The organism is Acidocella sp. (genome assembly GCF_027352905.1).
GTDB lineage: Bacteria > Pseudomonadota > Alphaproteobacteria > Acetobacterales > Acetobacteraceae > Acidocella.
Genome location: NZ_DAIEIF010000052.1, coordinates 12,534 through 38,871 on the forward strand (window position 1 = coordinate 12,534; position 26,338 = coordinate 38,871).

Here is a 26,338-nt window from a genome sequence, read left to right on the forward strand (position 1 = left end):
TCGTCTTTGATTTGGTTGCCTCACTCCACCCAGTCGAAAGACCGCTGCACGGCCTTCTTCCAGGATTTGTAATAACGAATCCGCTTTTCCGCGGGCAAAGCGGGCGTCCATTCCTTGTCGATCTGCCAGTTGGCGCGCAGATCCTCCGTGTTGCGCCAGTATTCCAGCGCCAAACCCGCCGCATAGGCCGCGCCCAGCGCCGTCGTCTCCGTCACCTTCGGGCGGATCACGGGGACATCGAGAATATCGGCCTGGAACTGCATCAGTAGTTCATTGGCCACCATGCCGCCATCCGTCTTCAGGCTGGAGAGCTTGATGCCGCTATCCGTCTCCATCGCCTCCACCACGTCGCGCGTCTGGTAGGCGGTCGCCTCCAGCGCCGCGCGGGCGAAATGGGCGCGCGTGGCGAAGCGGGTGAGCCCAGCGATAACGCCGCGCGCGTTCTCCCGCCAATAAGGGGCATAAAGACCGGAGAAGGCGGGGACGATATAGACATCCCCGTTATCCTCCACGCTTCTCGCCAGCGGCTCGATCTGCGGCGCCACGTCGAAGAGTTTGAGATTGTCGCGCAGCCACTGCACCAGCGCGCCGGTAATGGCGATGGCGCCCTCCAGGGCGTAGCGCGGCGCCTCGCCATCGAACTGATAAGCGAGGGTGGTGAGCAGCCCCGCTTTGGATTGCACCGGCTCGGAGCCGGTGTTCAGCAGCATGAAGCAGCCAGTGCCATAGGTGTTCTTGGCCTCGCCCGGGGCGAAGCAGGCTTGCCCCACCAGGGCGGCTTGCTGGTCGCCCAAAATACCCGCCAGCTTGGCGCCGCGCAGCGCCGGCGTCTGGATTTCGCCATAAATCCGGGAAGAGGGAAGGATACGGGGCAGGCAGGCGCGGGGAATGCCGTATTCCCGCAACATGGCCTCGTCCCAATCGCAAGTGGCGAGGCTCATCAGCTGGGTCCGGCTGGCATTCGTCACATCCGTGATGTGAGCGCCGCCCTTGACGCCGCCGGTGAGGTTCCAGGCGAGCCAGCTATCGATGGTGCCGAACAAAGCCTCCCCGGCCTCGGCCTTGGCGCGGGCGCCCTCCACATTCTCCAGCAGCCAGCGCAGCTTGAGGCCGGAGAAATAGCTGGCGAGCGGCAGGCCGGTGGTGGCGCGAAAACGATCCTGCCCGCCATTGCGCGCGAATTCGCCCACATAGCCATCCACGCGGGTATCCTGCCAGACCAGCGCGTTGTGCAAAGGCTGGCCGGTGGCCTTGTCCCAGAGCAGGGTGGTTTCGCGCTGATTGGTGATGCCCACCGCGACGAGGTCGCTGGCGGAGAGATCCGCGCGCGCCAAGGCCGCGCCGATCACCTCGTTGGTGTTGTGCAAAATCTCCAGAGGGTCGTGCTCCACCCAGCCCGGCTTCGGGTAGATCTGGCGGTGCTCCTTCTGCGCCACCGTGACGATATTGCCTGATTTGTCGAAGACGATGAAGCGGGAGCTGGTGGTGCCCTGGTCAATGGCGCCGACATATTTCGTCATATGTTTCGTTTCCTCAATGTTGGTTACGCCGTAAGTTTAGATATCCGGCCGAGACGCTCCTCGATCCGCGCCGCCGCGCCGGCGGGCGCGTGCAGCCCCAGGCGCGAGCGGCGCCAGAGAACATCCTCCGCCGTGCGCGCCCATTCATGACGGACGAGATAATCGAGTTCGGCTTCGCTGAGCCCGCCGCCGAGATCCTCCCCCATCTCCGCCCCGGCGAAGCGCTCCGCCCTGGTGCCGTAGGAGCGGACCAGACGGTGGGCGAGCTCCGGCGGCAGCGAGGGAAAACGGCGGCGGAATTCGGTGAGATAGGCGGCGAAATCGGCGAACTCCCCGCCCGGCAGCGGCGCGCTCCCGGTCCAGGACGGGCCGGGGGAACAGCCCAGCGCCGGCAGCAGCCTTTCCAGGGCGTGTTCGGCGAGCTTGCGCGAGGTGGTGATCTTGCCCCCGAATACGGAAAGCACGGGCGGGGTCGCCGCGTCATGCTTCAAATCCAGCACGTAATCGCGGGTCACGGCCTTCGCCTCGGCGGCATGGTCGTCATAGAGCGGGCGCACCCCGGAATAGGACCAGACCACATCCTCGGGCGTGATGGGAGCGCGGAAATACCGGCTGACCGCCTCGCAGAGATAGGCGGTTTCCTCCGGGGAGATCTCGACCCGGGCAGGGTCGGCGTCGAAGGGCACATCGGTGGTGCCGATCAGCGAGAATTCGCGCTCGAAGGGAATGACGAAGACGATCCGCCCGTCCGGATTCTGAAGGATGAAGGCGAAATCACCCTCATAGAGGCGGCGGGTGACGATATGGCTGCCCTTGACCAGACGCACCGTGGCCTGGTGGTTGATCCCCAGCCTTTGGCCCAGCACCTCTCCCACCCAGGGGCCGGCGGCGTTCACCAGCGCGCGCGCGGTGAAACTCCCGGCCTCGGTCTCGGCCCGCCATACCCTTTCCTCGGGCCGCGCGGAGAGGAGCCGGCAGCGCGTGTGAATCACGCCGCCCCGCTCGGCGGCGTCCAGCGCGTTCAGCACCACCAGGCGGGAATCCTCGACCCAGCAATCCGCGTAGGTGAAGCCGCGCTTGAAGCCGGGCTGGAGGACCCGCTCCGCCGGATGGGTCTTGAACGAGACGCCGCGCGATGACGGCAACCGCCGCCGCCGGGCCAGATGGTCGTATAAAAACAGCCCGGCGCGGATCATCCAGGCCGGGCGTAAATGCGCCTCGTGCGGCAGCACGAATTCGAGCGGCCAGATGATATGGGGCGCGATTCCGAGCAATTTTTCCCGCTCTATCAGTGCCTCGCGAACAAGGCGGAACTCGTAATATTCGAGGTAACGCAAGCCGCCATGAATCAGCTTGGTGCTGGCCGAGGAAGTGTGCTGGGCGAGATCGTGCTGCTCCAGCAGCCGCACGGAAAGCCCGCGCCCCGCCGCGTCGCGGGCGATGGCAGCCCCATTCACGCCGCCCCCGATGATCAGCAGATCGGTCGGCGGCGTCCCTGAACCGGCTTGTTTCACCTGGCCGTTCCCCTTCACCGGTTGGCTTTCCGCATTCCGGAGTTCGTTATCGTAAAACCCGATCTTCGTAAACGAAGATTTTTGATTCTATTTTTCATTTAATTCGCGTATTCAACAGGCGGGGGAAAGATGAAAGCGCCGTCAGCCGCCGGGCAAGCTGGCGGCGGAGTTCGCTTAAAAGCCATAATCATCTGATTTGCCTCAGCTCAGAGGTGCTCGCTAAAACAAGATCAGAGTGTTTTTGATTGGTGAAAAACACTCTAAACCGGCGAAAGCGGAGGGATGGGTGTCGGAGAAGCAAGGCAACGATGAGCGGCATAACGGCATCGTCGAGCTGGTCGCCAAGCAAGGCTTCCAGACCATGGAGACGCTGGCCCGCCATTTCGGCGTGACCGTGCAGACCATCCGCCGGGACGTGAATTTTCTCGCCGCGGAGGGGCGGCTGTCCCGTTACCGGGGCGGGGCGGGGCTTTCCTCTTCCATCGAGAATATGGAATATGAGCGCCGTCAGGTGGTCAATCTGGCCGCCAAGCAGCGCATCGCCGCCCGGTTGGCGCGCGATGTGCCGGATAGCGCCTCGCTCTTCATCAATATCGGCACCACCACGGAGCAGGCGGCGCGGGCGCTGCTATCGCATCGCAATCTGCGCGTCGTCACCAACAACATCAACGTCGCCAAGATATTGAGCGATAACCCGCAATGCTCGATCGTGATGGCGGGCGGCAAGGTCCGCAACCGCGATGGCGCGGTGATCGGCCAGCTGGCGGTGCAGATGCTGGAGCAGTTCCGCGCCGATATCGGCATCATCGGCGTTTCCGGAATCGACAAGGATGGCGGCTTGTTCGATTACGATCTCGATGAGGTGATGTGCACGCAGGCCATCATCCGCAATTCCCGGCGCGTGCTGCTCCTGGCGGATCATTCCAAGTTCGGCCGCCCCGCCATGGTGAAGATCGGCGAGCTGACGCAGATCTCCGCGCTTTATACCGATGCGCCGCCGCCCGAAGCCATCGCCGCGTTATTGAGCTCGGCGGGCGCGACGCTGGAAATCGCGCCCTGAGACCAATTCAGCCGATCGCCGAGCAGAGATATTTCATTTCCAGATATTCCTCGATCCCGTGGCGGGAGCCCTCCCGCCCCAGACCGGATTGCTTGACGCCGCCGAACGGAGCGACCTCATTGGAGATCAGCCCGGTATTATGGCCGACCATGCCGTATTCCAGCGCCTCCGCCACCCGCCAGACGCGCCGGGCGTTCTCGGTGTAGAAATAGGAGGCGAGGCCATATTCCGTGTCGTTGGCCATGGCGATGACTTCCTCCTCGCGCGCGAATTTGAAGATGGGCGCCACGGGGCCGAAGGTTTCCTCGCGGGCGATCTTCATCGCCTGGGTGGCGTTGGCCAGCACCGTCGGCTCGAAGAAGAGCCCGCCGAGCTGATGGCGGCGGCCGCCCGTCAGCAGCTTCGCCCCCTTGGCCAGCGCGTCGGCCACATGGCTTTCGACCTTCTCGACCGCCGCCTCGTCGATCAGCGGGCCGATCGTCACGCCCGGCGCGGTGCCGGGCCCCACCGCGAATTTGGCCACCCGTTCGGCCAGCTTCGCGGCGAAGGCGTCATGGATGCCGGCCTGGACATAGAGCCGGTTGGCACAGACGCAGGTCTGCCCGGCATTGCGGTATTTGGAGATGATCGCGCCTTCCACCGCCGCGTCGAGATCCGCGTCGTCGAAGACGATGAAGGGCGCGTTGCCGCCGAGTTCCAGGGAGAGTTTCTTGATGGTGGGGGCGCTCTGGGCCATGAGGATGCGCCCGACCTCGGTGGAGCCGGTGAAGGAGAGCTTGCGCACCTTGTCGCTGGCGGTGAGCGCGGCGCCGATGGGCCGGGCATGGCCGGTGATCACCTGCAGCACGCCGGCGGGCACGCCCGCCTCCTCCGCCAGCACGGCGAGGGCGAGGGCGGTGAGCGGCGTCTGCTCGGCGGGTTTGATGATCATCGGGCACCCCGCCGCCAGAGCGGGGGCGACCTTGCGGGTGATCATCGCCGCCGGGAAATTCCACGGCGTGATGGCGGCGCTGACGCCGATGGGCTGTTTGAGCACCAATATCCGCTTATCGGTGGTGGGGGCGGGGATCGTCTCGCCATAGACGCGCTTGGCTTCCTCGGCGAACCATTCGATGAAGGAGGCGGCGTAGAGCGCCTCGCCCTTGGCCTCGGCCAGCGGCTTGCCCTGCTCGGCGGTCATCAGCGCGCCGAGATCATCCGCGTGGGCCACCACCAGCTCGAACCAGCGCCGCAGGATGGCGGCGCGCTCGCGCGCGGCGCGCCCGGCCCAGGGCTTGAACGCGGCCTCGGCGGCGGCGATGGCCCGCTCCGTTTCCGCCGCGCCCAGGCACGGCACGGTGCCGACCAGGCTATGATCGGCGGGGTTGCGCACCTCGATCCTTTCCGCGGCGCCCGCATCCGTCCAGGCGCCGCCGATCAGGCAGGAATCGCGCAAAAGAGAGGGGTTTTTGAGGGTCAGCATAGCGTCTCTCCATATCTGTGGTTCGTTGGAACCATGTTATGGTTTGGATTATCCAGCGCCTCCCGCGCCCGTCAAGAATGGCCGGGGCGAGGGCGGCCGCGGTGATGGGAGGAGAAAGCATGCTGGGCCGAATGATGTTCATGCCGCTGACGATCCAGTCGCTGATCGACCATGCGGCGCGCTACCACCACGAAACGGAGATCGTCTCGGTCGAGACCGACGGGGCCAAGACCCGCACCAACTGGCGCAACGTCGCGGCGCGGGCGCGCCGGCTCAACGACGCGCTGCGGCGGCGCGGCCTGGCGAAGGGGGATCGCTGCGGGACGATCGCCTGGAACAATGCGCGTCATCTCGAATGCTATTTCGGCATTTCCGGCGCGGGAATGATCTGCCACACCATCAACCCGCGCCTGTTTCCCGAGCAGCTGGCCTATATCATCAACCATGCCGGAGACCGCGTGATCTTTTGCGACAAGACCTTTCTGCCGGTTCTCGCCGGCTTGCGCGGCAGGCTGCCCGGGGTGGAGGCGTTCATCCTGCTCTCCGGCCCGGATGAGGAGGCGGCGCGGACCCTGCCGGGGCTGCTGTTCTATGAGGAGTTCATCGCCGCCGGCGCGGCGGACGCGCCCTGGGCGGAGGTGGAGGAGACGGATGGCTCCAGCCTTTGCTACACCTCCGGCACCACGGGCAATCCCAAGGGGGTCCTTTATACCCATCGCTCGACGGTGCTTCACTCCCTCGTCGCCGCCACCCCGGACGTGCTCAGCATCTCGGCCCGCGACATGGTGCTGCCCGTGGTGCCGATGTTTCACGTCAATGCCTGGGGCACGCCCTACGCCGCCGCCCTGGCCGGGGCCAGCCTCGCCTTGCCCGGCCCGTTTCTCGACGGCGAGAGCCTGGCGCGGCTGATCGAGGCGGAGGGGGTGAATGTCGCGCTCGGCGTGCCCACCATCTGGCAGGCGCTGTTGCGGGCGCTGGACGCCTCCGGCGCCAAAACCACCCCGCTCAAGCGCACCGTGGTCGGCGGCGCCGCCTGCCCGCCCGCGCTCATCGCCGCCTTCCGGGACAAATACGGGGTCGAGGTCGTCCATGCCTGGGGCATGACCGAGACCTCGCCGCTCGGCACGGTCAACAATCTGCTGCGCCGCCATGGCGGCTTGCTGGAAATCGAGCAGGCGCGGCTGCGCGAGAGCCAGGGCCGTCCGCCTTACGGGGTGGAGCTCAAGATCGTGGACGATCAGGGCCACCCATTGCCGGAAGATGGCAAGGCCCAGGGCAATCTGCGCATTCGCGGCCATTGGGTCGTCGCCGATTATTTCGGCGCCGGGCCGGGCGAGACGCTGGCCGAGGATGGCTGGTTCGAGACCGGAGACGTCGCCTCCATCAGCGAGGATGGGTTCATGACCATCCGCGACCGCGCCAAGGACATCATCAAATCAGGCGGGGAGTGGATCTCGACGATCGAGCTGGAGGGCATCGCCCTCAGCCACCCGGATATCGATGACGCCGCCGCCATCGCCGCCCGCCATCCGAAATGGGACGAACGGCCGGTGCTGCTCGCCGTGCCCCGGCCGGGCGCCTCCATCACCGAGGCGGGGTTGCTCGATTACTTCAAGGACAAGGTGGCGAAATGGCAGATCCCGGATAAGGTGATCTTCGTGCCCAGCCTGCCGCGCAACAATAGCGGCAAGCTGATCAAGACGGCTCTGCGCCAGGAATATGGCAATGTGCTGAGCGAGGCGGCGGAAGGCTGATATCCTCGCGGGTCAGCCATCACGCGCCTCGATCATCAGCCGCTTCATCTGGGCGATGGCGGCGGGCAGCCCGGTTAGGATGGCCTCGCCGATGAGAAAATGGCCGATATTCAGCTCCCGCACCTGCGGCAGCGCCGCGATGGGGGTGACGTTGGCGAAGGTGAGGCCGTGCCCGGCATGGCATTCTAGGCCCAGCCCCTCCGTCAGCGCCGCCGCCTCGCGCAGCCGTTCCAGCTCGCCCAGCCGGCCATTGGCATAGGCGCCGGTATGCAGCTCCACCACGTCGGCCCCCAGCGCGGCGGCGGCGCGCAGCTGCGCCGGGTCCGGGTCCACGAAGAGCGAGACGCGAATTCCCGCCTCCCGCAACCGGGTGATGGCGGGGCGCAGGCCCTGGCCGTGATTCGCCACGTCCAGCCCGCCCTCGGTGGTGATCTCGGCCCGGCGCTCCGGCACGATGCAGCAGCCATGCGGCCTCAGCCGCGCGGCGATGCCGACCATCTCATCCGTCGCCGCCATCTCGAAATTCACCGGCCTGCCCGCCCAGGCGCAGATCGCCTCCGCATCCGCGTCGCGGATGTGGCGGCGGTCCTCGCGCAGATGGATGGTCACCCCATCCATGCCGCTGCCCACCAGCGCCTTCGCCACCGTCAGCGGGTCCGGGTGATTGCCGCCGCGCGCGTTCCGCAGCGTGGCGACATGGTCGATATTGACGCCGAGCCGGATCATCAGATGTGGATCGCCCTTCCTTCGACCGCCAAAGCGGCCTCCTTCACGGCCTCGCTCAAGGTGGGATGGGCGTGGCAGATGAGCGCCACATCCTCGGCGGACGCGCCGAATTCGAGGGCGGTGACGCATTCGGCGATCAGCGAGCCCGCGTCGGGGCCGATGATATGCGCGCCGAGCAGCCGGTCCGTCTCTTTCTCGGCGAGGAGTTTGACGAACCCCTCCGTGGCGCCCATGGCGCGGGCGCGGCCATTGGCGGTGAAGGGGAATTTGCCGATCTTATACGCCACCTTGGCCGCCTTCAGCTCTTCCTCGGTCTGGCCGACCGCGGCTACCTCCGGCCAGGTGTAGATGATGCTGGGGATGGCGCCGTAATTCACATGCCCGGCCTTTCCGGCCAGGATCTCGGCCAGGGCCACGCCCTCATCCTCCGCCTTATGGGCGAGCATCGGCCCCGCCACCACGTCGCCAATGGCGTAGATGCCGGGCACGTTGGTGCGGAAATGCTCGTCGATCTTCACCCGCCCGCGCTCATCGGTCTCCACCCCGGCGGCGGCGAGATTGAGCCCCCCGGCATAGGCGCGGCGGCCAATCGCCAGCAGCACGATATCGGCGGTCACGGTCTCGGCCTCGCCGCCCTTGGCCGGCTCCACGGTCAGCGCCACCGTTTCGCCCTCGATTTTGGCGGCGCTCACCTTGTGGCCGAGCTTGAACTTGAAGCCCTGCTTGGTGAGACTTTGCTGGAAGGCCTTGGAAATCTCCCCATCCATGGTGGGGGTGATCTTGTCGAGGAACTCGATGACGGTGACCTCCGCCCCCAGCCGGCGCCAGACCGAGCCCAGCTCCAGCCCGATCACGCCGCCGCCGATGACGACGAGATGACCCGGCACCTTGTCCAGCTCCAGCGCCCCGGTGGAGGTGACGATGCGCTTTTCATCCACATCGACCCCCTTGAGCGGCACGGAATCGGAGCCGGTGGCGATGACGATGTGCTGGGCGGTATAGGCCTTGCCCTCGACCTCGATCTCGCGCGGGCCGGTGAATTTCGCCGCACCCTTGATCCAGGTGATCTTGTTCTTCTTGAACAGGAACTCCACGCCCTTGGTGTTGGCGGCCACCACCTCGCCCTTGCGGGCCTGCATGCGGGCGAGATCGAGCTTGATCTCGCCGATCTCGATCCCGTGATCCTTGAAGGAATGGGCGGCCTCATGAAAATTCTCGGAGGATTGCAGCAGCGCCTTGGAGGGGATGCAGCCGATATTGAGACAGGTGCCGCCCAGCGTCGCGCGCTTCTCGACGCAGGCGACCTTGAATCCCAGCTGGGCGGCGCGGATGGCGCAGACATAGCCGCCCGGCCCCGACCCGATGATGATGACGTCGAAAGTTTCGGCCATGTTCCTTCTCCAGGCAATCAGCCCTCGGGTCATAGCCCCACTCGCCGCGCCGGACAATTCGGCCGGGGTGAGGGCGGGGCTGCCCAGCCCCGGGCGCTGGGCGTTATTCTGTCGTGTCTTTCATGAACTCATAATTCGCTCCGCCCCCATCTCCCCCCATCTCCACTTTAACGGTTGAAAACATGGAGCGTATCTCGTGACCCTGCTTCTGCTTATTCTCATTCTCGTGCTGCTTTTCGGCGGCGGCGGCGGCTATTACGCCCATCGCACCTATGGCGGTTATGGCTCCGGCGGGGTTCTCGGCCTGGTACTGGTCGTCATCATCATTGTCTGGCTCGCGGGCGGGTTCCACACCGTCTAATCCCGGGCTCCGCCTCAGGCGAGGCGGAAGCGGGCTCTGGTAACGGCGTCCTGCTCCAGAGCCGCCCTCACATCCGCCTGGCCAGGCAAGGAGGCCAGCACGATTACCCGGCGGAAATAGGGGGCGAGTCCCATCGCCCGGTCCCGGTAAAGAGCGGAGAAGGCGCTCGCCGCCGGCCCCCGCCCCGCGCAGCAGAAACAGCCGGGTTGATGGCCGGTGCTGGGCGCGGTGAAGCGGCGGGCATGGCCCCAAGCGGGCATCGCCGCCATGCCTTCCACCAGCACCGCATCCTCCGGCCCTGGCACGCCGCCGATATGAACGGGAATACGCCGGTCCTCCTTCATGGATTGGAAATAGGAAGGCGCCGGTGTATCTGGCAAGCATGCCACAATCCCCGCCTCTGCTCGAAGCCCTCTCCCGCCACGTCCTGCTTTGCGACGGGGGCATGGGTTCGCGCGTCCAGGCACTGACCCTCGATATCGAAAGGGATTTCTGGGACAAGGAGAACTGCACCGAGGTGCTCAACCTCTCCCGCCCGGATCTGGTGCGCGACATTCACCGCGGCTATTTCGCCGCCGGCTCGGACATGGTGCAGACCAACAGCTTCGGCGGCTCGCCCATCACTTTGGCCGAGTTCGAGCTGCAGGACCGCGCCTTCGAGATCAACCGGATCGCGGGCGAGCTGGCGCGCGAGGCGGCGGAGAGCTTCGCCGATGGCCGTCCCCGCTGGGTGGTGGGCTCCATTGGCCCCGGCACCAAGCTGCCCAGCCTCGGCAACATCGCCTACGACCCGCTGGAGGCGGCGCTCCACCTCCAATCCCAGGGGCTGCTGGCGGGCGGGGTGGACGCGCTGCTCATCGAAACCTGCCAGGACACCTTGCAGATCAAGGCGGCGGTCAACGGCGCCAAACGCGCCATCGCGGCGGCGGGGCGGGATGTCCCCATCTTCGTGCAGGTCACGGTGGAGACCACCGGCACGCTCCTGGTGGGGCCGGACATCGCCGCCGCCGCCACCGTCATCCACGCGCTCGACGTGAAGCTGATGGGGCTGAACTGCGCCACCGGCCCGCAGGAAATGGCGGAGCATGTACGCTGGCTCTCGCGCAACTGGCCGGGAATGATCTCGGTGCAGCCCAATGCCGGCCTGCCGGAGCTGGTGGACGGCAAGACCCATTACCCCCTCACCGGCGCGCAGATGGCGGTGTGGGTGGAGCGCTTCGTCGCCGAGGACGGGGTGAATCTCATCGGCGGCTGCTGCGGCACCTCCATCCCGCATATCGAGGCGCTGGACGCCATGCTGCGCCAACGCGGCCAGCCCCGCCCCGCGCCGGTCGCCCGCGCCTTCCACTGGGTGCCCTCCGTCGCCAGCCTCTACGGGGCGGTGCCGCTGCGCCAGGAGAACAGCTATTTCTCCATCGGCGAGCGCTGCAACGCCAACGGCTCGAAGAAATGGCGGGAGTTGCAGGAAGCGGGCGATTGGGATGGCTGCGTGACGATGGGGCGCGAGCAGGTGGCGGAGGCCTCCAACGCGCTCGATATCTGCACCGCCTTCGTCGGGCGCGACGAACTGGCGGAAATGTGCGAGGTCGTCACCCGCTTCACCGCCTCGGTCAACGCGCCGCTGGTCATCGATTCCACCGAAACCCCGGTGATCGCGGCGGCGCTGAAGCTGCATGGCGGCAAGCCGATCATCAATTCGATCAATTTCGAGGATGGCGAGCACCACGCCGCCGAGCGCCTAGCCCTGGCCAAGACCTTCGGCGCCGCCGTCATCGCTCTCACCATCGACGAGACGGGCATGGCGAAGGAGCCGGAGGACAAGCTGCGCATCGCCCGCCGCCTCGTCGCGTTCGCCTGCGACCGCTACGGCCTGCCCCAGAGCGACCTGCTCATAGACCCGCTGACCTTCACCATCGCCACCGGCAATGAGGATGATCGCAAGCTGGGGCTGTGGACGCTGGAGGGCATCCGCCTGATCCGTGAGGCCTTCCCGGAGATCCAGATCATTCTCGGCCTCTCCAACATCTCCTTCGGCCTCAACCCTGCCGCCCGCGCGGTGCTCAACTCCGTGTTCCTCGACCACGCCGTCAAGGCCGGCATGACCGGGGCGATCGTCCATGTCTCGAAAATCCGGCCCCTGCACCAGATCGACCCGGCGGAGGTGAAGGTGTGCGAGGACCTCATTTTCGACCGCCGCGCCGAGGGCTACGACCCGCTGCAAAAATTGCTGGAGATGTTCGCGGGCCGCAAGGCGGCGGACGCCACGGCCAAGAAACGCGCCGAGACCCCGGAGGGGCGGCTCAAGGACCGCATCATCGACGGCGACCGCAAGGGGCTGGAGGAAGATCTGCAAGCCGCGCTTAAAACCCACGCGCCGCTCGCCATCATCAATGAGATATTGCTGGACGGCATGAAGGTGGTGGGCGAGTTGTTCGGCGCGGGCAAGATGCAGCTGCCCTTCGTGCTGCAATCGGCGGAGACGATGAAGGCCGCCGTCGCCTATCTTGAGCCGATGATGGAGCGCGTGGAGGGGGAGGAGCGCGGCATTATCGTGCTCGCCACCGTCAAGGGCGACGTGCATGACATCGGCAAGAATCTCGTCGATATCATCCTCACGAATAACGGCTACAAGGTCGTCAATCTCGGCATCAAGGTGCCGCTGGCGGATATGGTCGCGGCGGCGCGGGAGCATAGGGCGCACGCCATCGGCATGTCCGGCCTGCTGGTGAAATCCACCGTGGTGATGCGGGAGAATCTGGAGGAGATGTCGCGCCAGGGGGTGGATATCCCCGTGCTGCTGGGCGGCGCCGCCCTCACCCGCAATTATGTCGAGGATGATTGCGTCGGCGCCTACGCCTCGGGCCGGGTCGCCTATGCGCGGGACGCCTTCGACGGGCTGCACCTGATGGATAAGGTAACGGGCAACGCCTTCGACGATTATCTCGCCGCCATCCAGGCCCGGCGCGCGGGCAAGGCGCGCAACACCCGGCGCACGCTCGGCCAGGCGGAGGCACGCGCCTTCGCTCCGGTGGACATCAAGGAGGCGCAGGCCCGCCGGCGGCGGCTGAACGCGGATGAGCCGGTGCTCACCCCGCCCTTCTGGGGGCCGCGGGTCATCGAGGCGGCGCCCAAGGCGGTGGTGCCCTTCCTCAACGAGCGTTCGCTGTTCCAGTTCCAATGGGGGTTCCGCAAGCAGGGTAAGAGCCTGGAGGATTTCATGGGCTGGGCGCGGCAGGAGCTGCGGCCCGTGATGCGCCGCATGCTCGATCTCTGCGAGGCGGAGAGCATTCTGCGCCCCCAGGCCGTCTATGGCTATTGGCGCGCCGCGGGGCAGGGCAACGATCTCATCCTGTTCGATGAAGCCGGCGTCACCGAGCTTGTCCGCTTCTCCCTGCCGCGCCAGCCGCGCCAGGATGGCGAGTGCATCGCCGATTTCCTCCCGGATATCGAGGACGGGCGCGGCGTCATCGCCCTGCAAGCGGTGACGATGGGCGAGCGCGCCTCGGAGGTGGCCCGCGCCTGGTTCGAGGCCAACCGGTACCAGGATTATCTTTATCTGCACGGGCTCTCGGTGGAGATGGCGGAGGCCCTGGCGGAATACACCCATAAGCGCATCCGCGCCGAGCTCGGCTTCGCGGCCGAGGATGACCGCGATATGGAAAAGATGCTGGCCCAGGGTTATCGCGGCAGCCGCTATTCCTTCGGCTATCCCGCCTGTCCGCGGCTGGAGGATCAGGCCGGGCTACTGGAGCTGCTCGGCGCGTCGCGCATCGGCATTTCGCTCTCGGACGAACACCAGCTTCACCCCGAGCAATCCACCAGCGCCCTGGTGATCCTCAACAGCCACGCCCGGTATTTCTCGGTGTAGCGCCCGCTCAGCTCGCCGCCGCGCCTTGGTAACGGGCGCTGAACTGCTCGCGGATGAGTTTCTTGTTCATCTTGCCCACGCTGGTGCGGGGCAGCTCCGCGACGAAGAGGATCTCATCCGGCAGCTGCCATTTGGCGAAATGGGGGAGAAGATGCGCGTGCAACTCCTCCATCGTCGCGCTCTTGCCTGGGCGCAGCACCACCAGCGCCAGCGGGCGCTCCTGCCATTTGGGGTGGGCGATGCCCACCACCGCCGCCTCCAGCACGGCGGGGTGGCCGGTCAGCGCGTTCTCCATATCGATCGAGGAGATCCATTCGCCGCCGGATTTGACGACATCCTTCACCCGGTCCGTCACCTTGATATAGCCATCGGGGTCGATGGAGCCGACATCGCCGGAGCGCCAATACCCGTCGATGAAATTCTGGGCGGCCCCCGGCATGTTGTGGTAGCTGGTGGAGATCCACGGCCCGCGCACGCAAATCTCGCCAACGCAGACGCCGTCGAAGGGAAGGTCGCGGTCATCCGGCCCGAGAATCCTGAAATCCACGCCGGAGACCATCAGCCCCTGCTTGCGGCGCAGATTCCATAGCTCATCCTGGCTCAGCCTTTTCCGCAAGGAGGGTTTCACCCGGTTGAGCGAGACGAGCGGCGATGTCTCGGTGGCGCCATAGGCCTGGATCACCTCCGCCCCGGTCAATTCGTAAAACCCCCGCATCATCGAGAGCGGCGGCTCCGTCGCGCCGGAGAGCATGCGCAGGCGGCGGAAATCCGGTTTTTCCGGCAGCGTCTCGATATAATGCAACATCGGCATGAAGATGGCGGGCGCCCCGTTCACCACCGTCACCTCCTCGGCGATGATCGCGTCCACCAGCGGTCCGGTATCCTCGGCCATGTAGCGCCCGGGCAGAACGATCTTCGTCGCGGCGAAAATCGCGGCATGCGGCAGCCCCCAGCATTGACCATGAAACATCGGCGTGATCAGCATCGTGCAGTCATCGGCGGACATGGTGAGGATGCTCGTCATCACCAGCGTGTGCAGATATTCGGAGCGATGCGCGTAATACACCCCCTTGGGGCGGCCCGTGGTGCCGGTGGTGTAGCAGGCCGCGCAGGCGGAGCGCTCATCGATCATCGGCCAGCGGATTTCCGCGCTCGCCCCGGCCAGCATGTCCTCATAATGCCTGATCGGGCTGAGCGGGGTGGAAATCTCCTCCAGGGGGCGGTCGGTCATCACCAGCCAGGCCTGCACGCCGGGGGTGAGCGGCGCCAGGCTCTCCGCCAGGCCGAGCAGGGATTCATCCACGAGGATAAAGCGCGCCTCGCCATGGTTGACGACATAGGCGAGATCCTCCAGCGCCAGGCGCTGGTTGAGTTGCAGCATGACCCCGCCCACGCCGCAGATGGAATAATAGAGCTCGAAATGGCGGCGGCTGTTCCAGTCCAGCACGCCCGCCCTCTCGCCCGGCCGCAGGCCCAGGTCGCGCAGCGCGTTAGCGCTGCGGATCACCCGCGCATAGCAATCGGCATAGGTGTAGCGCGCCCAGCCGCCATCCGGGCGGCGATAGACGATCTCCTGTTCCGGATAGGTGCGCGCCGCGTGGCGGATCAGGGTGGTGAGGTTGAGCTGATACTCGTTGCCGACTGTCGAGGGGCAGCCGGCCGTGATTGTCCCGGGGCCTTCAATCTCATCCATCTTCGTTCCTCCTCACGGCGCGTCTCGTTATCGTTCACAGCTTGCGAGAGATCAGATCCTTCATCACCTCATTGGCCCCGCCATAGATGCGCTGCACGCGGGAATCCGCGTAGAGCCGGGCGATGGGATATTCCATCATATAACCATAGCCGCCGAAAAGTTGCAGGCAGATATCCACCACGCGGCATTGCTGTTCCGTGCACCAGTATTTCGCCATATAGGCGGCGTCGTCATCCAGCTCGCCATCCAGCAGGCGCTGGATGCAGTCATTCACATAGGTGCGGGCGATATGCGCGGTCGTCGCCACATCGGCCAGCATGAAGCGTGTGTTCTGGAAATCGAACAGGGTCTGGTCGAAGGCCTTGCGCTGCTTGGTATAGTCCACGGTAAGCGCCAGGGCGCGTTCCATCACCGCCACGGCCGGCACGGAGATCAGCATCCGCTCATAGGGAAGCTGGCTCATCAGCTGCGCGAAGGCCCGGCCCTCCACGCCGCCCAGCAAATTTTCCACCGGCGCGCGCACGCCGTCGAAGAACAATTCGGCGGTGTCGGAGGCATGCTGGCCGATCTTCTCCAGCCGGCGGCCGACGCGAAAGCCGGGCAGGTTCTCGGTCTCCAGCACGATCAGCGAGAGCCCATGCGCCCCCGCCTCCCCCGTGCGGGCGACGACGACGAGAAGATTGCACGTCTCGCCATTGGTGATGAAGATTTTGGCGCCATCGATGACGTAATGATCGCCCTCGCGCCGCGCGCGGGTGCGGATCGCCTTGAGGTCGGAGCCGCAGCCCGGCTCGGTCATCGCGATGGCGGCGAGACGCTCGCCCTTGGCGAGGCCGGGCAGCCAGCGCCGCTTCTGCGCCTCGGTGCCGTAATCCAGCAGGTAATGGGAGGCGATGCTGTGCACGCCGATGCTGCCCGGCAATTCGGCCCGCGTCAGCTCGTCCTGCACCACCAGCTGGTGCGCGAGCGTGCCGCCGCCCCCGCCATACTCCTCCGCCAGTTCCGGCAGCATGAAGCCCATTTCGCCGAAGCCGCGCCAGACCGCGCGCGGCACGAAGCCCTGCCGCCGCCAATCTCCCACATGCGGCGCCAGCTCGGCCTCGATGTAGCGGCGCAGCTGGTCGCGGAAGCTCTCCATTTCGTCATCCATCCAGCGATGACGGTGCAGGCGCGGTGCCATGGCCTTACTCCTTTAATGCAAAACCACCAGCGCCTCGCCGGCGATCTTCACCTCGCCGCTCTCATTGGCGCTCTGCACCTCCACGCGGGCCAGGGTCGCGCCATCCCGTTCCAGTTTTTCAACCACCCGGCCGGTGCAGCGTATCACATCGCCGAGCTGGGTGATGGCCTGGAAGCGGACGTTCAGGGCGCGCAGATCCTTCTGCGGCGCCCAATCCGTCAGCAGGCGGCCGAGCCAGGCCATGCCGAGCATTCCCTGGGCGAACACGTCCTTCATGCCGGCGGCGCGGGCGAAATCGCTGTCGATATGGATGGGGTTATGGTCGCCCGAGGCGCCGGCGAACAAGGCCAGCGTGGCGCGGCTGACAGGGGGGAGAAGAAGCGGCGGCAATTCATCGCCGACATTGACACGGGAGGCGGACAGGCTGGCGGACATTTGATTTCACCTCAATGGCGGCAGACGAGAACGGAGCGCATCTCGGCGACGCAGGCGCCGCCAGCATCGAGAACGCGCGATTGCTTGACGACGAATTCCAGCGCGCCGTTCTTCTTCGCGTAGATATCCTCGATGCGGGAATGAACCGTGACGGTCTCCCCGGCGCAAACCGGGCGGTGCCAGGTGAACCCCTGCTCGCCATGCAGCAGCTTGGCGATCGGCACGCCGAGATCATCGAGCAGGCGCTCCGAGACGCCGGAATCGAGTTCCGCCGCGAAGATGAAGGTGGGCGGGGCGACGAGATCGGCATAGCCCGCCGCCCGCGCGGCGGCGGGATCGAGATGGATGGGGTTGGTCTCGCCGATCGCCTTGGCGAAAAATTGCACCCGCGTCCGCTCAATCGGCAGGACGGAAAGGGATAGCTCATGGCCGATCCATTTCGGGTCGATCATCGCCGGCTCCCCCTGGCGCGGATTGGCGGGCACGTATCCCCGGCATAGACATTTCGCGTCATTTTCCCTCCCTGGCCGTTTGGGGCCGCTCCTGGTTGCGGCGGACCCGGCCTCTGGCTTGACCCTGGCGCGAAACTTGGTTTTCCTGCCGCATCCGCCGTGGCCAGCCGTTCAACCGGCGCCGTTATGGGCGAATACTTGCCGGGCGGCGGGGCGAAAGCGATTACCGATCATGTCATTTGCATGGCAAAAAACGTCAAATTCGCCGGCGCCGGCGCGGGAGGCGGGGCTCGCCCACTCCCCCGCCGCCATCCCCATGGCCATCGTGCGCGGCATGCTTTCCGGCCTGGCCGCCCCGGCGGAGCCGCCCTGGCTGGGCGGGCTGCTGCGCCAATGCGGCATCCCGCCGGAGCGGCTGCGGCTGGAGGGCGCCTGCGTCACCGGCGAGCAATATGTCGGGCTCTACCGGCTCTTGATGGACCGGCTGGATGATGAATGCGTGGGCCTGCTCTCCCGCCCCTTGCGGCGGGGCAGCTTCGCCCTCATCGCCCGCTCGGCCCTGGGCGCGCGCTCGGTGCGGGGCGCCCTCCACCGCATCATCCGCGCGCTCGGCATCCTCATCGACGATGTGGGAATCGAGCTTGTCGCCGGCGAGGGACTCCTCGGCATGGCGGTGCGCCCGCGCGGCCAGGCCGCCCCGCCGGATTTCTTTTTCGAGCTTTTGCTGCGCGTCGGCTGGGGCCTCACCGCCTGGCTGGGCGGCGGGCGGCTGCCCCTGCCCCGGGTGGAGTTCTGCTTTTCCCGCCCCGCCTACGCCGCCCTATACGAGAGCGCCTTTCCCGCCGCCCTCGCCTTCGACCGCCCCGCCGCCGCCATCTGGTTCGCGGCGGCGGAGCTGGAAACCCCCATCCGCCGCGACGCGCGGGAATTGGAGCGGTTTCTCGCCGGCACGCCCGCCAACGTGGTGCTGGCCTGGCCGGTCAATGGCGGGCTGGGCGCGAGGATCTATAACCGCCTGCTGGATGAGCGCCCGCTCTGGCCGGGGCTGAAGCTCCTCGCCCAGGAGCTCAACATGTCGGTGAGCACGCTCCAGCGCCGGCTCGCGGCGGAGGGCGCCTCCTATCAATCCATCAAAGACGGGCTGCGCCGCGACCTCGCCGCCATGCGGCTGGCGACGGGCGAGGCCACCCTTTCCACCCTCGCGGCCGAACTCGGCTATTCGGACGCCGCCGCCTTCCAGCGCGCCTTCAAGGGCTGGACGGGGCTGGCCCCCGGCGCCTACCGCCTGCGCCGCCGCCAGGCGGGTTTCGCGCCTTAAGGCCCCGGCGCCGCCGCAGCGATCAGCGCCCGCGTGTACTCGTGGCGCGGCTGGGCGATCAGCGCGGCGGTCTCCGCCAGCTCGATCATCCGGCCCGCCCGCAACACGGCGATCCGGTCGGCCATGGTGCTGACCGCGGCGAGATCATGGCTGATGAAGAGATAGGTCAGGCCGTGGCGGCGCCCGAGATCCTTGAGCAGGTTGAGCAGCATCGCCTGGGTCGAGACATCGAGGGCGGAGCCCGGCTCGTCCAATACCACCAGCGCCGGCCCGGGGGCGAGCGCGCGGGCGATGGCGATGCGCTGCGCCTGCCCGCCCGAGACCGCGCCCGGATAGCGCGCCGCGATGGCGGCGCTCAGCCCCACCTGGGCGAGCAGCGCCTCCACCCGCGCCGCTCTCGCGGCCCGGCTCAACCCGCCTTGCAGGCGCAGCGGCTCAGCGATGATCTCGCCCACCCGCATGCGCGGGTTCAGGCTCTCGCGCGGGTCCTGGAACACCGGCTGCAGCCGCCGCCGCGCCGCCCGCCGCGCGGCGGGGGTCATCCGGGCGAGGCTTTCCCCCTCCAGGCTCATCTCCCCCTCATAGCCGATCATCTGCAACACGGCGCGGCCCAGTGTGGATTTGCCGGAGCCGCTCTCCCCCACCACGCCCAGGCATTCCCCCCGGCCCAGCGTCAGGGAAATCCCTTCCAGCGCCGGGGCAAGGCGGCGGCGTCCCAGCCAGCCGCCCGGCGCCGGGTAGCGCACGCTCAGCCCCTTTATCTCCAGCAGCGGCGGAAAGACGCGCGGCGGCGCGGGGGCGGCCGCCAATCCCGCCCGCGCGGCGGCGGGCAGGGGGAAGAAACAGGCCGCCACGGTATTGCCCGCCACATCCGCGGGCGGGCGGGCGCGCCCGCAAATCTCCTCCGCCCGGGCGCAGCGCGGGGCGAAGCGGCAGCCGGGCGGCCTCGCCTCCGGCTCCGGCAGGCTGCCGGGGATGGAACGCAGCCGCGCCTGGCCGAGATGAGGCACCGCGCCCAGCAGCGCCTCCGAATAAGGGTGGCGGGGATGGGCGAAAAACGCCCGCGCCGCTCCCCATTCCACCATCTCCCCGGCATAGAGGACATGGATGGCGTCCGCCTCCCGCTCGACCAGAGCGAGGTCATGGGTCACGAACAGCACCGCCATGTCGCGCTCCCGGCGCAGCCGGGCGAGCAGCTCCATGATCTGCCGGGCGCGCGGCGGGTCCAGCCCCGCCGTCGGCTCATCGGCGATGAGCAGCCGGGGCGCGCAGGCCAGCGCCATGGCGATCATCACCCGCTGGCGCATGCCGCCCGAAAACTGGTGGGGGTAGTCGTCCAGCCGCGCCGCCGGGTCGGGAATGCCCACCTCCGCCAGCAAATCCAGCGCCCGGGCGCGGGCGGCGCGGCGGCCGCCACCCTCATGCATCCGCCACACCTCGCCGATCTGCGCCGCCACGGTGCGGGTGGGGTTGAGCGCGGCGAGCGGGTTCTGGAACACCATCGCCGCCCGCTTGCCCCGCAGCGCCCGCAGGCGGGATTCGCTGGCCTGGGCGATGTCCTCGCCCTCCAGCAGAATTTGCCCGGCCAGAAGCGCCCCCTCCGGCAGCAGCCGCATCACCGCCAGCGCCGTCACCGATTTGCCGGAGCCGCTCTCCCCCACCAGCGCCGCCATCTCGCCGGGGGCGATGGCGAGGCTGATCCGGTCGAGAACCGGCACGTCCCGCCCGCCCCGCCGCAGCGAGACGCCAAGCCCCTTGAGCTCCAGCACCGGACTCATGCGTCCCCCTGCCAGGATGTCAGCAGCCCCTGCCCGGTCATCGCGGCCGCGAGCAGCGCCGCGAAGATCAGCAGGCCGGGCGGCAGGATCAGCCACCACGGGTTGAGCGCCGCGAGGCTCAGCCCGCTTTCCAGCAGGCTCCCCCAGCTTTCCTGGGGCGGCTGCACGCCAAGTCCGAGGAAGGAGAGGGCGGAGAGGGAGAGAATGGCGTCGCCGGTCATGAAGGTGGCGTTGACCACCAGCACCGGCGCCACGATCCGCGAGAGATGGACGAGGGCGAGATAGGCGCGGGAGGCGCCGGCCTGCTCGGCGGCGAGGATGAAATCCCGCCCGCGCTGGGCGCGCGCCTCGTTGCGCACCAGCCGGGCCAGGCCGGGCCAGGAGATCAGCCCCAGCAGGAGGATGAGGTTGAGATTGGTCTGCGGCACCAGCGCGGCGAAGAAGAGCAGCACGATGAGGCCGGGCAGCGCCAGCGCCACATCGAGCAGGCGCATCAGCGCCTTGTCCAGCCAGAGAGGGCCGAGCCCGGCGGCGAAGCCATAGGCCGCGCCGGTTAGGAAGGCCAGCGCTGCGGCGGGCAGCGCCACCGCCAGGGTGGAAAACCCGCCGGAGAGCAGCAGGGCCAGCGCGTCGCGCCCCAGCTCGTCCGTGCCCAGCGGAAACAGGCGGCTGGGCGGCCGCAGCGCCTGGGCGGGGTGGATGGCGTAGGGGTCGGCGGGATAGAGAAAGGGGGCGATGAAGCCGCAGAACAGCACGAGCCCCGCCAGGCCGAGCCCCGCCGCCAGCGTGCCGTGGCGGCCGGGGCGCCGGCCCAGCCAGCTCGTAACCCCCTGCCTCATTCATAGCTCTCCCTGGGGTCGAGCAGCCCGTTGGCCAGATCGGCGAGGAGATTGCCGAGCACGGTGAGGATGCCGATGACCAGCACGATGGCGGTGAGGATGGGGTAGTCCTGCGAGAGGGCGGAGCGCCACATCAGCCAGCCCAGCCCCGGATAGTTGAACACGGATTCGACGATGACCCCGCCGGTGAAGATATAGGGAAAGGAGAGGCCGAGCAGGGTGACGAGCGGGCGCAGGGCGTTGCGCAGCACGTGGCGCAGCAGAATGGCGGCGGGCCCCGCCCCCATGGCGCGGGCGGTGCGCACGTAATCCTTGCCCAGCTCCTCATGCACTGCCTCGCCGAAATAGCGGGAGAGGGAGGCGGCGGTGAACAGCGCCACGGTGGCGACCGGCAGCGCCAGATGCGCCGCGAAGCTGGCCAGGCCCGGATGGGGATCGCGCAGATCGGTGATGCCGCTGGCGGGCAGCCAGCCCAGATCCACGGCGAACCACAGGATCAGCATCGCCGCGACGAAGAAGGAGGGCATGGCATAGAAGCCGAGCTGGAACGCGCCGATGAGCCGCGCGGGCCAGCGCCCGGACCACACCCCCTGCGCCAGCCCGAGCAGGAGGGAGAGGCCCGTGCCGATGAAAATGGAGAGGGCGTAGAACACCAGCGTGTTGCGCTCATACACCCAGAGAAGCTGTCCCACCGGCCGGTTGAGCAGATAGGAATAGCCGAGCCGCCCGTGCAGGAGATGCCAGAGCCAGAGGCCGAACTGGCGGGGCAGGCTCTCATCCAGCCCCAGCCGCTGGTTGAGCGCCGCCACCGAGGCCGGGGTCGCCTTCTGGCCGAGGATGGAATAGGCCGGCCCGCCTGGGGTGAGATGGGCCATGAAGAACACCAGCGTCACCAGGATGAACAGGGAGAGGCAAGAGGAGGCGAGCCGCCGGGCGGTCATCGCCATCATGGCCGGGGCCGGGCCGGGCCGGGGCAGGAGAGCGCCGCGTAATCGTAATTGCCGAGCGGGTCGGCGAAGCCCGCCGCCCCCGCGATCCGCTCTTTCACCAGCAGCGCCACCGCCCCGGTGGGAAGAAAGATCACCGGCTGCTGGGCGCTGGCATAGGTCTCGTAGGCGTAAAGCGCCTCCAGCCCCGGCTCGCTGGTGCTGGCGTCGATCAGCCGGTCCATCTCCGGGTCGGAATAACCGCCCGCATTGCCATAGGAGCCGGTCTTGAACAGATCCTCCCCGGTGGGATAGGCCGTCCCGCTCTCGCCCAGCGCCGCCGCCTGCCAATCCGCCCCGGGGTCGTTCAGCAAAGCGAGCATCTGGTTGAACTCGATCCGCCGCGCCTTCATCTCGATCCCCACCCGGCGCAGATAGGCCTGGATCATCACCGTCATCTGCTCGCCCGCCGCGTTATCCGCCCCCGTCAGCTCGGTGAAGCTCAGCCTCTGGCCGTTTTTCTCCAAAATCCCGTCCGGCCCGGGGGTGAAGCCCGCCTCGCGCAGCAAGGCGCGGGCCCGGGCAGGGTCGTAGCCCACCGGATAGCGCCCGTCTCGCATCGCCGGGGTGAGGAAGACGGGCGGTTGCGGCGGCACCGGCCCCCGATGCGCCTCGCCCAGCCCATGGTCGATCAGGCTGATCATTTCCTCCTGGTCGATGGCGTCCGCCATCGCCTGCCGCACCCGGACATCGCGGAAAAACGCCACCTCCGGATTGCGGAGGTTGAGCGCCATCTCGTCGAAGCCGATGCCGGGCGCCAGCCGCGCCATCCGCGCGCCGGGCAGGCTCTGAATCACCCGCCACAGGGCCATCGGCGCGTTGATCATATCCAGCTCCCCCGCCTCGAATTGCTGGAGCGTCTGGCCGGCGGATTGGACGAATTTGAAGATCAGCCGGGAAAAATGCAGCCCGCCGCCCGGCCAGACGGGGTTGGGGGTGAACACCATATCCTGGCCGATATTCAGCGCGGCGGGGCGCAGCGGCCCGTCCACCACCTGGAAGAACCCCACATCGCTCTGGCGCTGATAGATCTCGTCACTGTCATAGGCGGCCCAGGCATGGGCGGGCAGGGGGGTGAGCTGGCCCAGCCCGTTGAGGATGAACCATTGCGGGTTCACCCGCCGCCGGAGCAGAACGGTGAAGCTGCGCGGCCCGGTCACCCGCAATTCCCGGACGATGCCGGGCATGCCCCCCGCCCCATAGCCCGCATAGGCCGGGCCGAATTGCTGGATGAGCTTCCAGGTGAAGGCGACATCCGCGCTGGTCACCGGCGCGCCGTCGGACCACATCCAGGGCCGCATCGTCACATCGAAGCTCAGCCCCTCATCCGGGGTGGCGATGGCGCTGGCGAGGCTGCGGCTCCAGTCGATCCCCAGCGTCCAGCCATTCACCCAGATCAAGGGCTGGAACATCGCCCCCGCCGCCTCGGCATTGTAGAGGGAGTTGCTGAGCAGCGGGTTGAAGCCGGTGATATCCGCGCCGGGGGCGATGCCGATGCCGGTGGGCAGAATGATCGTGCCGCAATCCCCGGCCACGGGCGCGGCCATCGCGCCGCCGCCCAGGCCCAGCAGCAGCGCCGCGCCGCCCAGCAGCCTCCGCATCTAGCCTTCCGCCGGGGCCAGACCCGCGTTGTTGGGCCGCAGCGTGCCGATCTTGCCGCAGGCCGGGCAGAGGCAGTGCCACGCCGCCTCGGGCGTATGGCAGGCCTCGCAGCGCCAGGCCGGGGCAAAAGGCGGCGGCGGTTTGCCCTCCAGCTGCGCCAATATCGCCGCCGCGCGCCCATCCGCGTTGCCCGCGCGCAGCGCCGCCTCGGCATGGCGCCGCGCCTCGCCGGGCAGCCGCGCCGCGAGCGCCGTGCCGGCCAGCAATAATTCGGATTCCACGTGGCCAGGGTTTGCCGCCGCCAGTTTCTGCGCCGCCTGGGCGCGGGCCAGCGGGTCGGTCACCGGGGCCAGCCAAAGCTCCGCCAGCCAGGGATGCGGGGCGCGCTTCCACCCTTTCAGCAAGGTCCGGCGCGCGGCCCGCTCCTTGCCCGCGCCGCGCTGGGCCTTGGCCAGGGCGGCCAGCGCCACGGGGGAGGCCGGCTCCGCCTTCACCGCCTCGCGCGCCAGGGCCAGGGCCCGCCCGGGCATGCGCGCCTGGGCCGCCGCCGCCACGGCCAGGGCGGTGCGGGCGCGGGGTTCTTTCGCCAGCGCCAGCGCGGCGGCGTAGTCCTCCTGCTTCACCGCCACTTCCAGCCGCTCATTGCGCGCCCAGCCGCCGCGCGGATACGCGGCCTCGGCGGCGCGCGCATGCCGGGCCGCCTCATCCAGCCGCCCTTCCCGCAGCGCCTCCCGCGCCAGGCCTTGAAAGCCGAGAAACCGCACATCCGGGTTGCGGGTCAGCCGCTCGAATCCGGCCCGGGCGGCGGCGTCGCCAGAGAGCCGCGCCGCCTCGGCGCTCAGCCAGTCCACCAGCGGCTCATCGCCCAGCAGGGCGCCCGCCCGCGCCGCCTCCGTCCGCGCGCCGTTGGCATCCCCCGCCGCCACCGCCACCAGCCCGCGCTGCAAGGCGAGGTCTCCGGCCCGCAGCCGCCGCCCCCGCCTCCAGGCGGCCAGCCGGCGCGGCGCCCGGCGCAGCCCGCCCAGCCCGCGTAGCAGCAGCGCGAGAATGACGGCCAGCACCGCCAGCGCCACCACCGCCAGCGCGGTGGAGGTGACGATGTGATACCGCCCCGCCTCTATGTTCACCTCGCCGGGCAGCCCCGCCACCCACCAGGCGAGGGCGAGGATGAGAGCGGCGGCGACGCAGAATTTCAGCGCCCCCCACATCGCCTACTGGTCCTGCCGGGTGGCCATCTGCACCAGCGCCGCCCGCGCCGCGAGCAATTGCCGCGCCGGGGTCAGCCAGCTCGCCATCGCCGCCTGCACGTTGGGCGGCAGCGTGTCCAGCGCCGCCACCGCCCCGGCGAGGTCGTCGTTGGCGAGGGCGGCGCGCGCCCGGTTGAGCGCCGCGGCGGCGGGCGGGCCGAAGATCACCCGCTCGCCATCGGCGATGGTCACCAGCCCTTCCAGCCGCAGCCTGGCGCGGGCCCAGAAACCGGCCTGGCCGTTGGCGGCGAGGCTCGCCGCCAGGGCGGCGCGCGCGGCGGCGGGAAACTCCTCCCGCAATTGGGCCATGGTGGGCGGCGCGTTGTCCGCGAACACCTGCAAGGCGGGCGGCGCGCCCGGAATCGCCCCCAAGGGTTGCCCCGCCTCCAGCGCCATGCTGGCCGCCGCCGCCGCGTTCAGCTGTTCGAGCCGCGCCGTCAGCTTGCCGATATCGCCGGTATTCACCTGCAAGGCGGTCAGCGCCCCATGGTCGGCGGCCAGCTGCCCCTGCATGGCGTTGAGCTGCGCGGCCAGCGCCGCCAGCTTCTGGGCCTGGTCCTCTTGCGCGGTGAGCAATTGCGCCAGCGGGGTGGGTTTGGCGGCGGCGGCGCGCATATCGGCGAGCTGGGCCTGCGTCACCGCCAGCGGCGTGCGCAAGGCCTCCAACTGGACAAGGAGATAACCCTCCCCCGCCGCCAGCAGAAGAAAAAGAACCGCCAGCGCCAGCCAGAGCGGCCAGAGCGCGCCCCGGCGTGGCGGGGCGGCGGGAGTGGGCGCGGGAGCGGCGGGCGGCGGCAACAAGAGCGGCGGCGGCTCCGCCGTACCGCTTGCCTCGGTGCCGCTCATGTCAGCAACGCCATCAAATCCGCCTCCGCCGGAGCCCTCGCCACATGAATGGCGGCCCAGGGCTGATCTTGCAAGGCCCGCGCGACATTCGGGCTGAGCGCGTAGGCGCGCATGCGGGCGGTGCCGGGCGGGTTGAGCGCGGTGAAGGCGCGGGCGGTGGCGGCGGAATAGAACAGCGCCCCCTCCAGCGCGCCCGCCGCCAGCGCCGCGCTTATTTCCTCGGGCAGATGCCGCAACGGCGTGGTCTCGTAGACGCGCCGGCGCAGCACGGCGAGCCCCGCCGCCCGCAAGGCCGCCGCCAAGGCC

General features: G+C 68.2%; 22 protein-coding genes. 5 read left to right on the plus strand and 17 right to left on the minus strand.

Annotated features, from left to right (window positions below):
• Nucleotides 1-20: 20 nt before the first annotated feature.
• Nucleotides 21-1,520, minus strand: a complete 1,500-nt coding sequence (gene glpK / locus M7H45_RS10285) for a glycerol kinase GlpK (RefSeq protein ID WP_298216659.1) — start codon at nucleotides 1,518-1,520, stop codon at nucleotides 21-23.
• Between the two features lie 23 nt (nucleotides 1,521-1,543).
• Complete coding sequence (glpD, locus tag M7H45_RS10290; protein ID WP_298216661.1) at nucleotides 1,544-3,052, minus strand: glycerol-3-phosphate dehydrogenase; 1,509 nt, start codon at nucleotides 3,050-3,052, stop codon at nucleotides 1,544-1,546.
• 268 nt (nucleotides 3,053-3,320) lie between these two features.
• On the opposite strand from glpD, the gene M7H45_RS10295 reads away from it, so the two are divergent.
• A complete protein-coding gene (locus M7H45_RS10295) occupies nucleotides 3,321-4,094 on the plus strand; it encodes a DeoR/GlpR family DNA-binding transcription regulator (RefSeq protein WP_298216662.1) in 774 nt (257 codons plus the stop codon).
• Nucleotides 4,095-4,101: 7 nt separating this feature from the next.
• Here the strand turns inward: M7H45_RS10295 and M7H45_RS10300 are convergent, their stop codons facing one another.
• Complete coding sequence (locus tag M7H45_RS10300) at nucleotides 4,102-5,556, minus strand: NAD-dependent succinate-semialdehyde dehydrogenase (protein ID WP_298216664.1); 1,455 nt, start codon at nucleotides 5,554-5,556, stop codon at nucleotides 4,102-4,104.
• A gap of 119 nt (nucleotides 5,557-5,675) precedes the next feature.
• Between M7H45_RS10300 and M7H45_RS10305 the strand changes: the two genes are divergently transcribed.
• The gene (locus M7H45_RS10305; RefSeq protein WP_298216665.1) at nucleotides 5,676-7,310 is read left to right on the plus strand and encodes a long-chain fatty acid--CoA ligase; all 1,635 of its coding nucleotides are present in this window, start codon (nucleotides 5,676-5,678) and stop codon (nucleotides 7,308-7,310) included.
• Nucleotides 7,311-7,322: 12 nt separating this feature from the next.
• Here the strand turns inward: M7H45_RS10305 and M7H45_RS10310 are convergent, their stop codons facing one another.
• Together M7H45_RS10310 and lpdA are read right to left on the minus strand one after the other, a co-directional pair.
• Nucleotides 7,323-8,036 carry a pyridoxine 5'-phosphate synthase gene (locus M7H45_RS10310; RefSeq protein WP_298216667.1) on the minus strand — a complete coding sequence of 238 codons (714 nt, stop codon included), beginning with the start codon at nucleotides 8,034-8,036 and terminating at the stop codon, nucleotides 7,323-7,325.
• Complete coding sequence (gene lpdA, locus M7H45_RS10315; RefSeq protein WP_408832786.1) at nucleotides 8,036-9,460, minus strand: dihydrolipoyl dehydrogenase; 1,425 nt, start codon at nucleotides 9,458-9,460, stop codon at nucleotides 8,036-8,038. The genes M7H45_RS10310 and lpdA overlap by 1 nt, the downstream gene beginning before the upstream one ends.
• A gap of 163 nt (nucleotides 9,461-9,623) precedes the next feature.
• Between lpdA and M7H45_RS10320 the strand changes: the two genes are divergently transcribed.
• Complete coding sequence (locus M7H45_RS10320) at nucleotides 9,624-9,788, plus strand: DUF3309 family protein (RefSeq protein WP_298216671.1); 165 nt, start codon at nucleotides 9,624-9,626, stop codon at nucleotides 9,786-9,788.
• Nucleotides 9,789-9,802: 14 nt separating this feature from the next.
• Here M7H45_RS10320 and M7H45_RS10325 read toward each other — a convergent pair whose 3' ends face one another.
• Nucleotides 9,803-10,168 carry a hypothetical protein gene (locus M7H45_RS10325; RefSeq protein ID WP_298216673.1) on the minus strand — a complete coding sequence of 122 codons (366 nt, stop codon included), beginning with the start codon at nucleotides 10,166-10,168 and terminating at the stop codon, nucleotides 9,803-9,805.
• Nucleotides 10,169-10,170: 2 nt separating this feature from the next.
• Between M7H45_RS10325 and metH the strand changes: the two genes are divergently transcribed.
• Nucleotides 10,171-13,656 (plus strand): methionine synthase, encoded by a 3,486-nt coding sequence (gene metH, locus M7H45_RS10330; RefSeq protein WP_298216674.1) that lies wholly within the window; start codon nucleotides 10,171-10,173, stop codon nucleotides 13,654-13,656.
• Nucleotides 13,657-13,663: 7 nt separating this feature from the next.
• On the opposite strand, the gene M7H45_RS10335 is transcribed toward metH, so the two are convergent.
• From M7H45_RS10335 to M7H45_RS10350, 4 genes are read right to left on the minus strand one after another with little or no spacing between them, the layout of a single operon-like run.
• Nucleotides 13,664-15,349 (minus strand): long-chain-fatty-acid--CoA ligase, encoded by a 1,686-nt coding sequence (locus tag M7H45_RS10335; RefSeq protein WP_298216676.1) that lies wholly within the window; start codon nucleotides 15,347-15,349, stop codon nucleotides 13,664-13,666.
• A 34-nt stretch (nucleotides 15,350-15,383) separates the two neighbouring features.
• Nucleotides 15,384-16,529, minus strand: a complete 1,146-nt coding sequence (locus M7H45_RS10340) for an acyl-CoA dehydrogenase family protein (protein WP_298216677.1) — start codon at nucleotides 16,527-16,529, stop codon at nucleotides 15,384-15,386.
• A 12-nt stretch (nucleotides 16,530-16,541) separates the two neighbouring features.
• Nucleotides 16,542-16,964 (minus strand): MaoC/PaaZ C-terminal domain-containing protein, encoded by a 423-nt coding sequence (locus tag M7H45_RS10345; RefSeq protein WP_298216678.1) that lies wholly within the window; start codon nucleotides 16,962-16,964, stop codon nucleotides 16,542-16,544.
• Nucleotides 16,965-16,975: 11 nt separating this feature from the next.
• Nucleotides 16,976-17,416 carry a MaoC family dehydratase N-terminal domain-containing protein gene (locus M7H45_RS10350; protein ID WP_298216680.1) on the minus strand — a complete coding sequence of 147 codons (441 nt, stop codon included), beginning with the start codon at nucleotides 17,414-17,416 and terminating at the stop codon, nucleotides 16,976-16,978.
• 232 nt (nucleotides 17,417-17,648) lie between these two features.
• Here M7H45_RS10350 and M7H45_RS10355 point away from each other — a divergent pair, with 232 nt between their 5' ends.
• Nucleotides 17,649-18,734, plus strand: coding sequence for an AraC family transcriptional regulator (locus M7H45_RS10355; protein WP_298216681.1), 1,086 nt, complete (start codon nucleotides 17,649-17,651; stop codon nucleotides 18,732-18,734).
• Here M7H45_RS10355 and M7H45_RS10360 read toward each other — a convergent pair.
• The 7 genes from M7H45_RS10360 to M7H45_RS10390 form a co-directional block, all read right to left on the minus strand.
• Complete coding sequence (locus M7H45_RS10360) at nucleotides 18,731-20,512, minus strand: ABC transporter ATP-binding protein (RefSeq protein WP_298216682.1); 1,782 nt, start codon at nucleotides 20,510-20,512, stop codon at nucleotides 18,731-18,733. The two genes, M7H45_RS10355 and M7H45_RS10360, sit on opposite strands and share 4 nt — an antisense overlap.
• Nucleotides 20,509-21,351, minus strand: coding sequence for an ABC transporter permease (locus M7H45_RS10365; protein WP_298216683.1), 843 nt, complete (start codon nucleotides 21,349-21,351; stop codon nucleotides 20,509-20,511). Before M7H45_RS10365 ends, M7H45_RS10360 begins: the two co-directional genes overlap by 4 nt.
• Nucleotides 21,348-22,301, minus strand: a complete 954-nt coding sequence (locus tag M7H45_RS10370) for an ABC transporter permease (protein ID WP_298216685.1) — start codon at nucleotides 22,299-22,301, stop codon at nucleotides 21,348-21,350. Before M7H45_RS10370 ends, M7H45_RS10365 begins: the two co-directional genes overlap by 4 nt.
• On the minus strand, nucleotides 22,298-23,938 hold the full coding sequence (locus M7H45_RS10375; protein WP_298216687.1) for a peptide ABC transporter substrate-binding protein: 1,641 nt from the start codon (nucleotides 23,936-23,938) through the stop codon (nucleotides 22,298-22,300). Before M7H45_RS10375 ends, M7H45_RS10370 begins: the two co-directional genes overlap by 4 nt.
• Nucleotides 23,939-25,147 carry a heme biosynthesis HemY N-terminal domain-containing protein gene (locus M7H45_RS10380; RefSeq protein ID WP_298216689.1) on the minus strand — a complete coding sequence of 403 codons (1,209 nt, stop codon included), beginning with the start codon at nucleotides 25,145-25,147 and terminating at the stop codon, nucleotides 23,939-23,941.
• Nucleotides 25,148-25,150: 3 nt separating this feature from the next.
• Complete coding sequence (locus M7H45_RS10385) at nucleotides 25,151-26,032, minus strand: hypothetical protein (RefSeq protein WP_298216691.1); 882 nt, start codon at nucleotides 26,030-26,032, stop codon at nucleotides 25,151-25,153.
• Nucleotides 26,029-26,338, minus strand: a 310-nt coding sequence (locus M7H45_RS10390; RefSeq protein ID WP_298216692.1) for a uroporphyrinogen-III synthase, incomplete at its 5' end; no start/stop codon positions are given. The genes M7H45_RS10385 and M7H45_RS10390, both read right to left, overlap by 4 nt.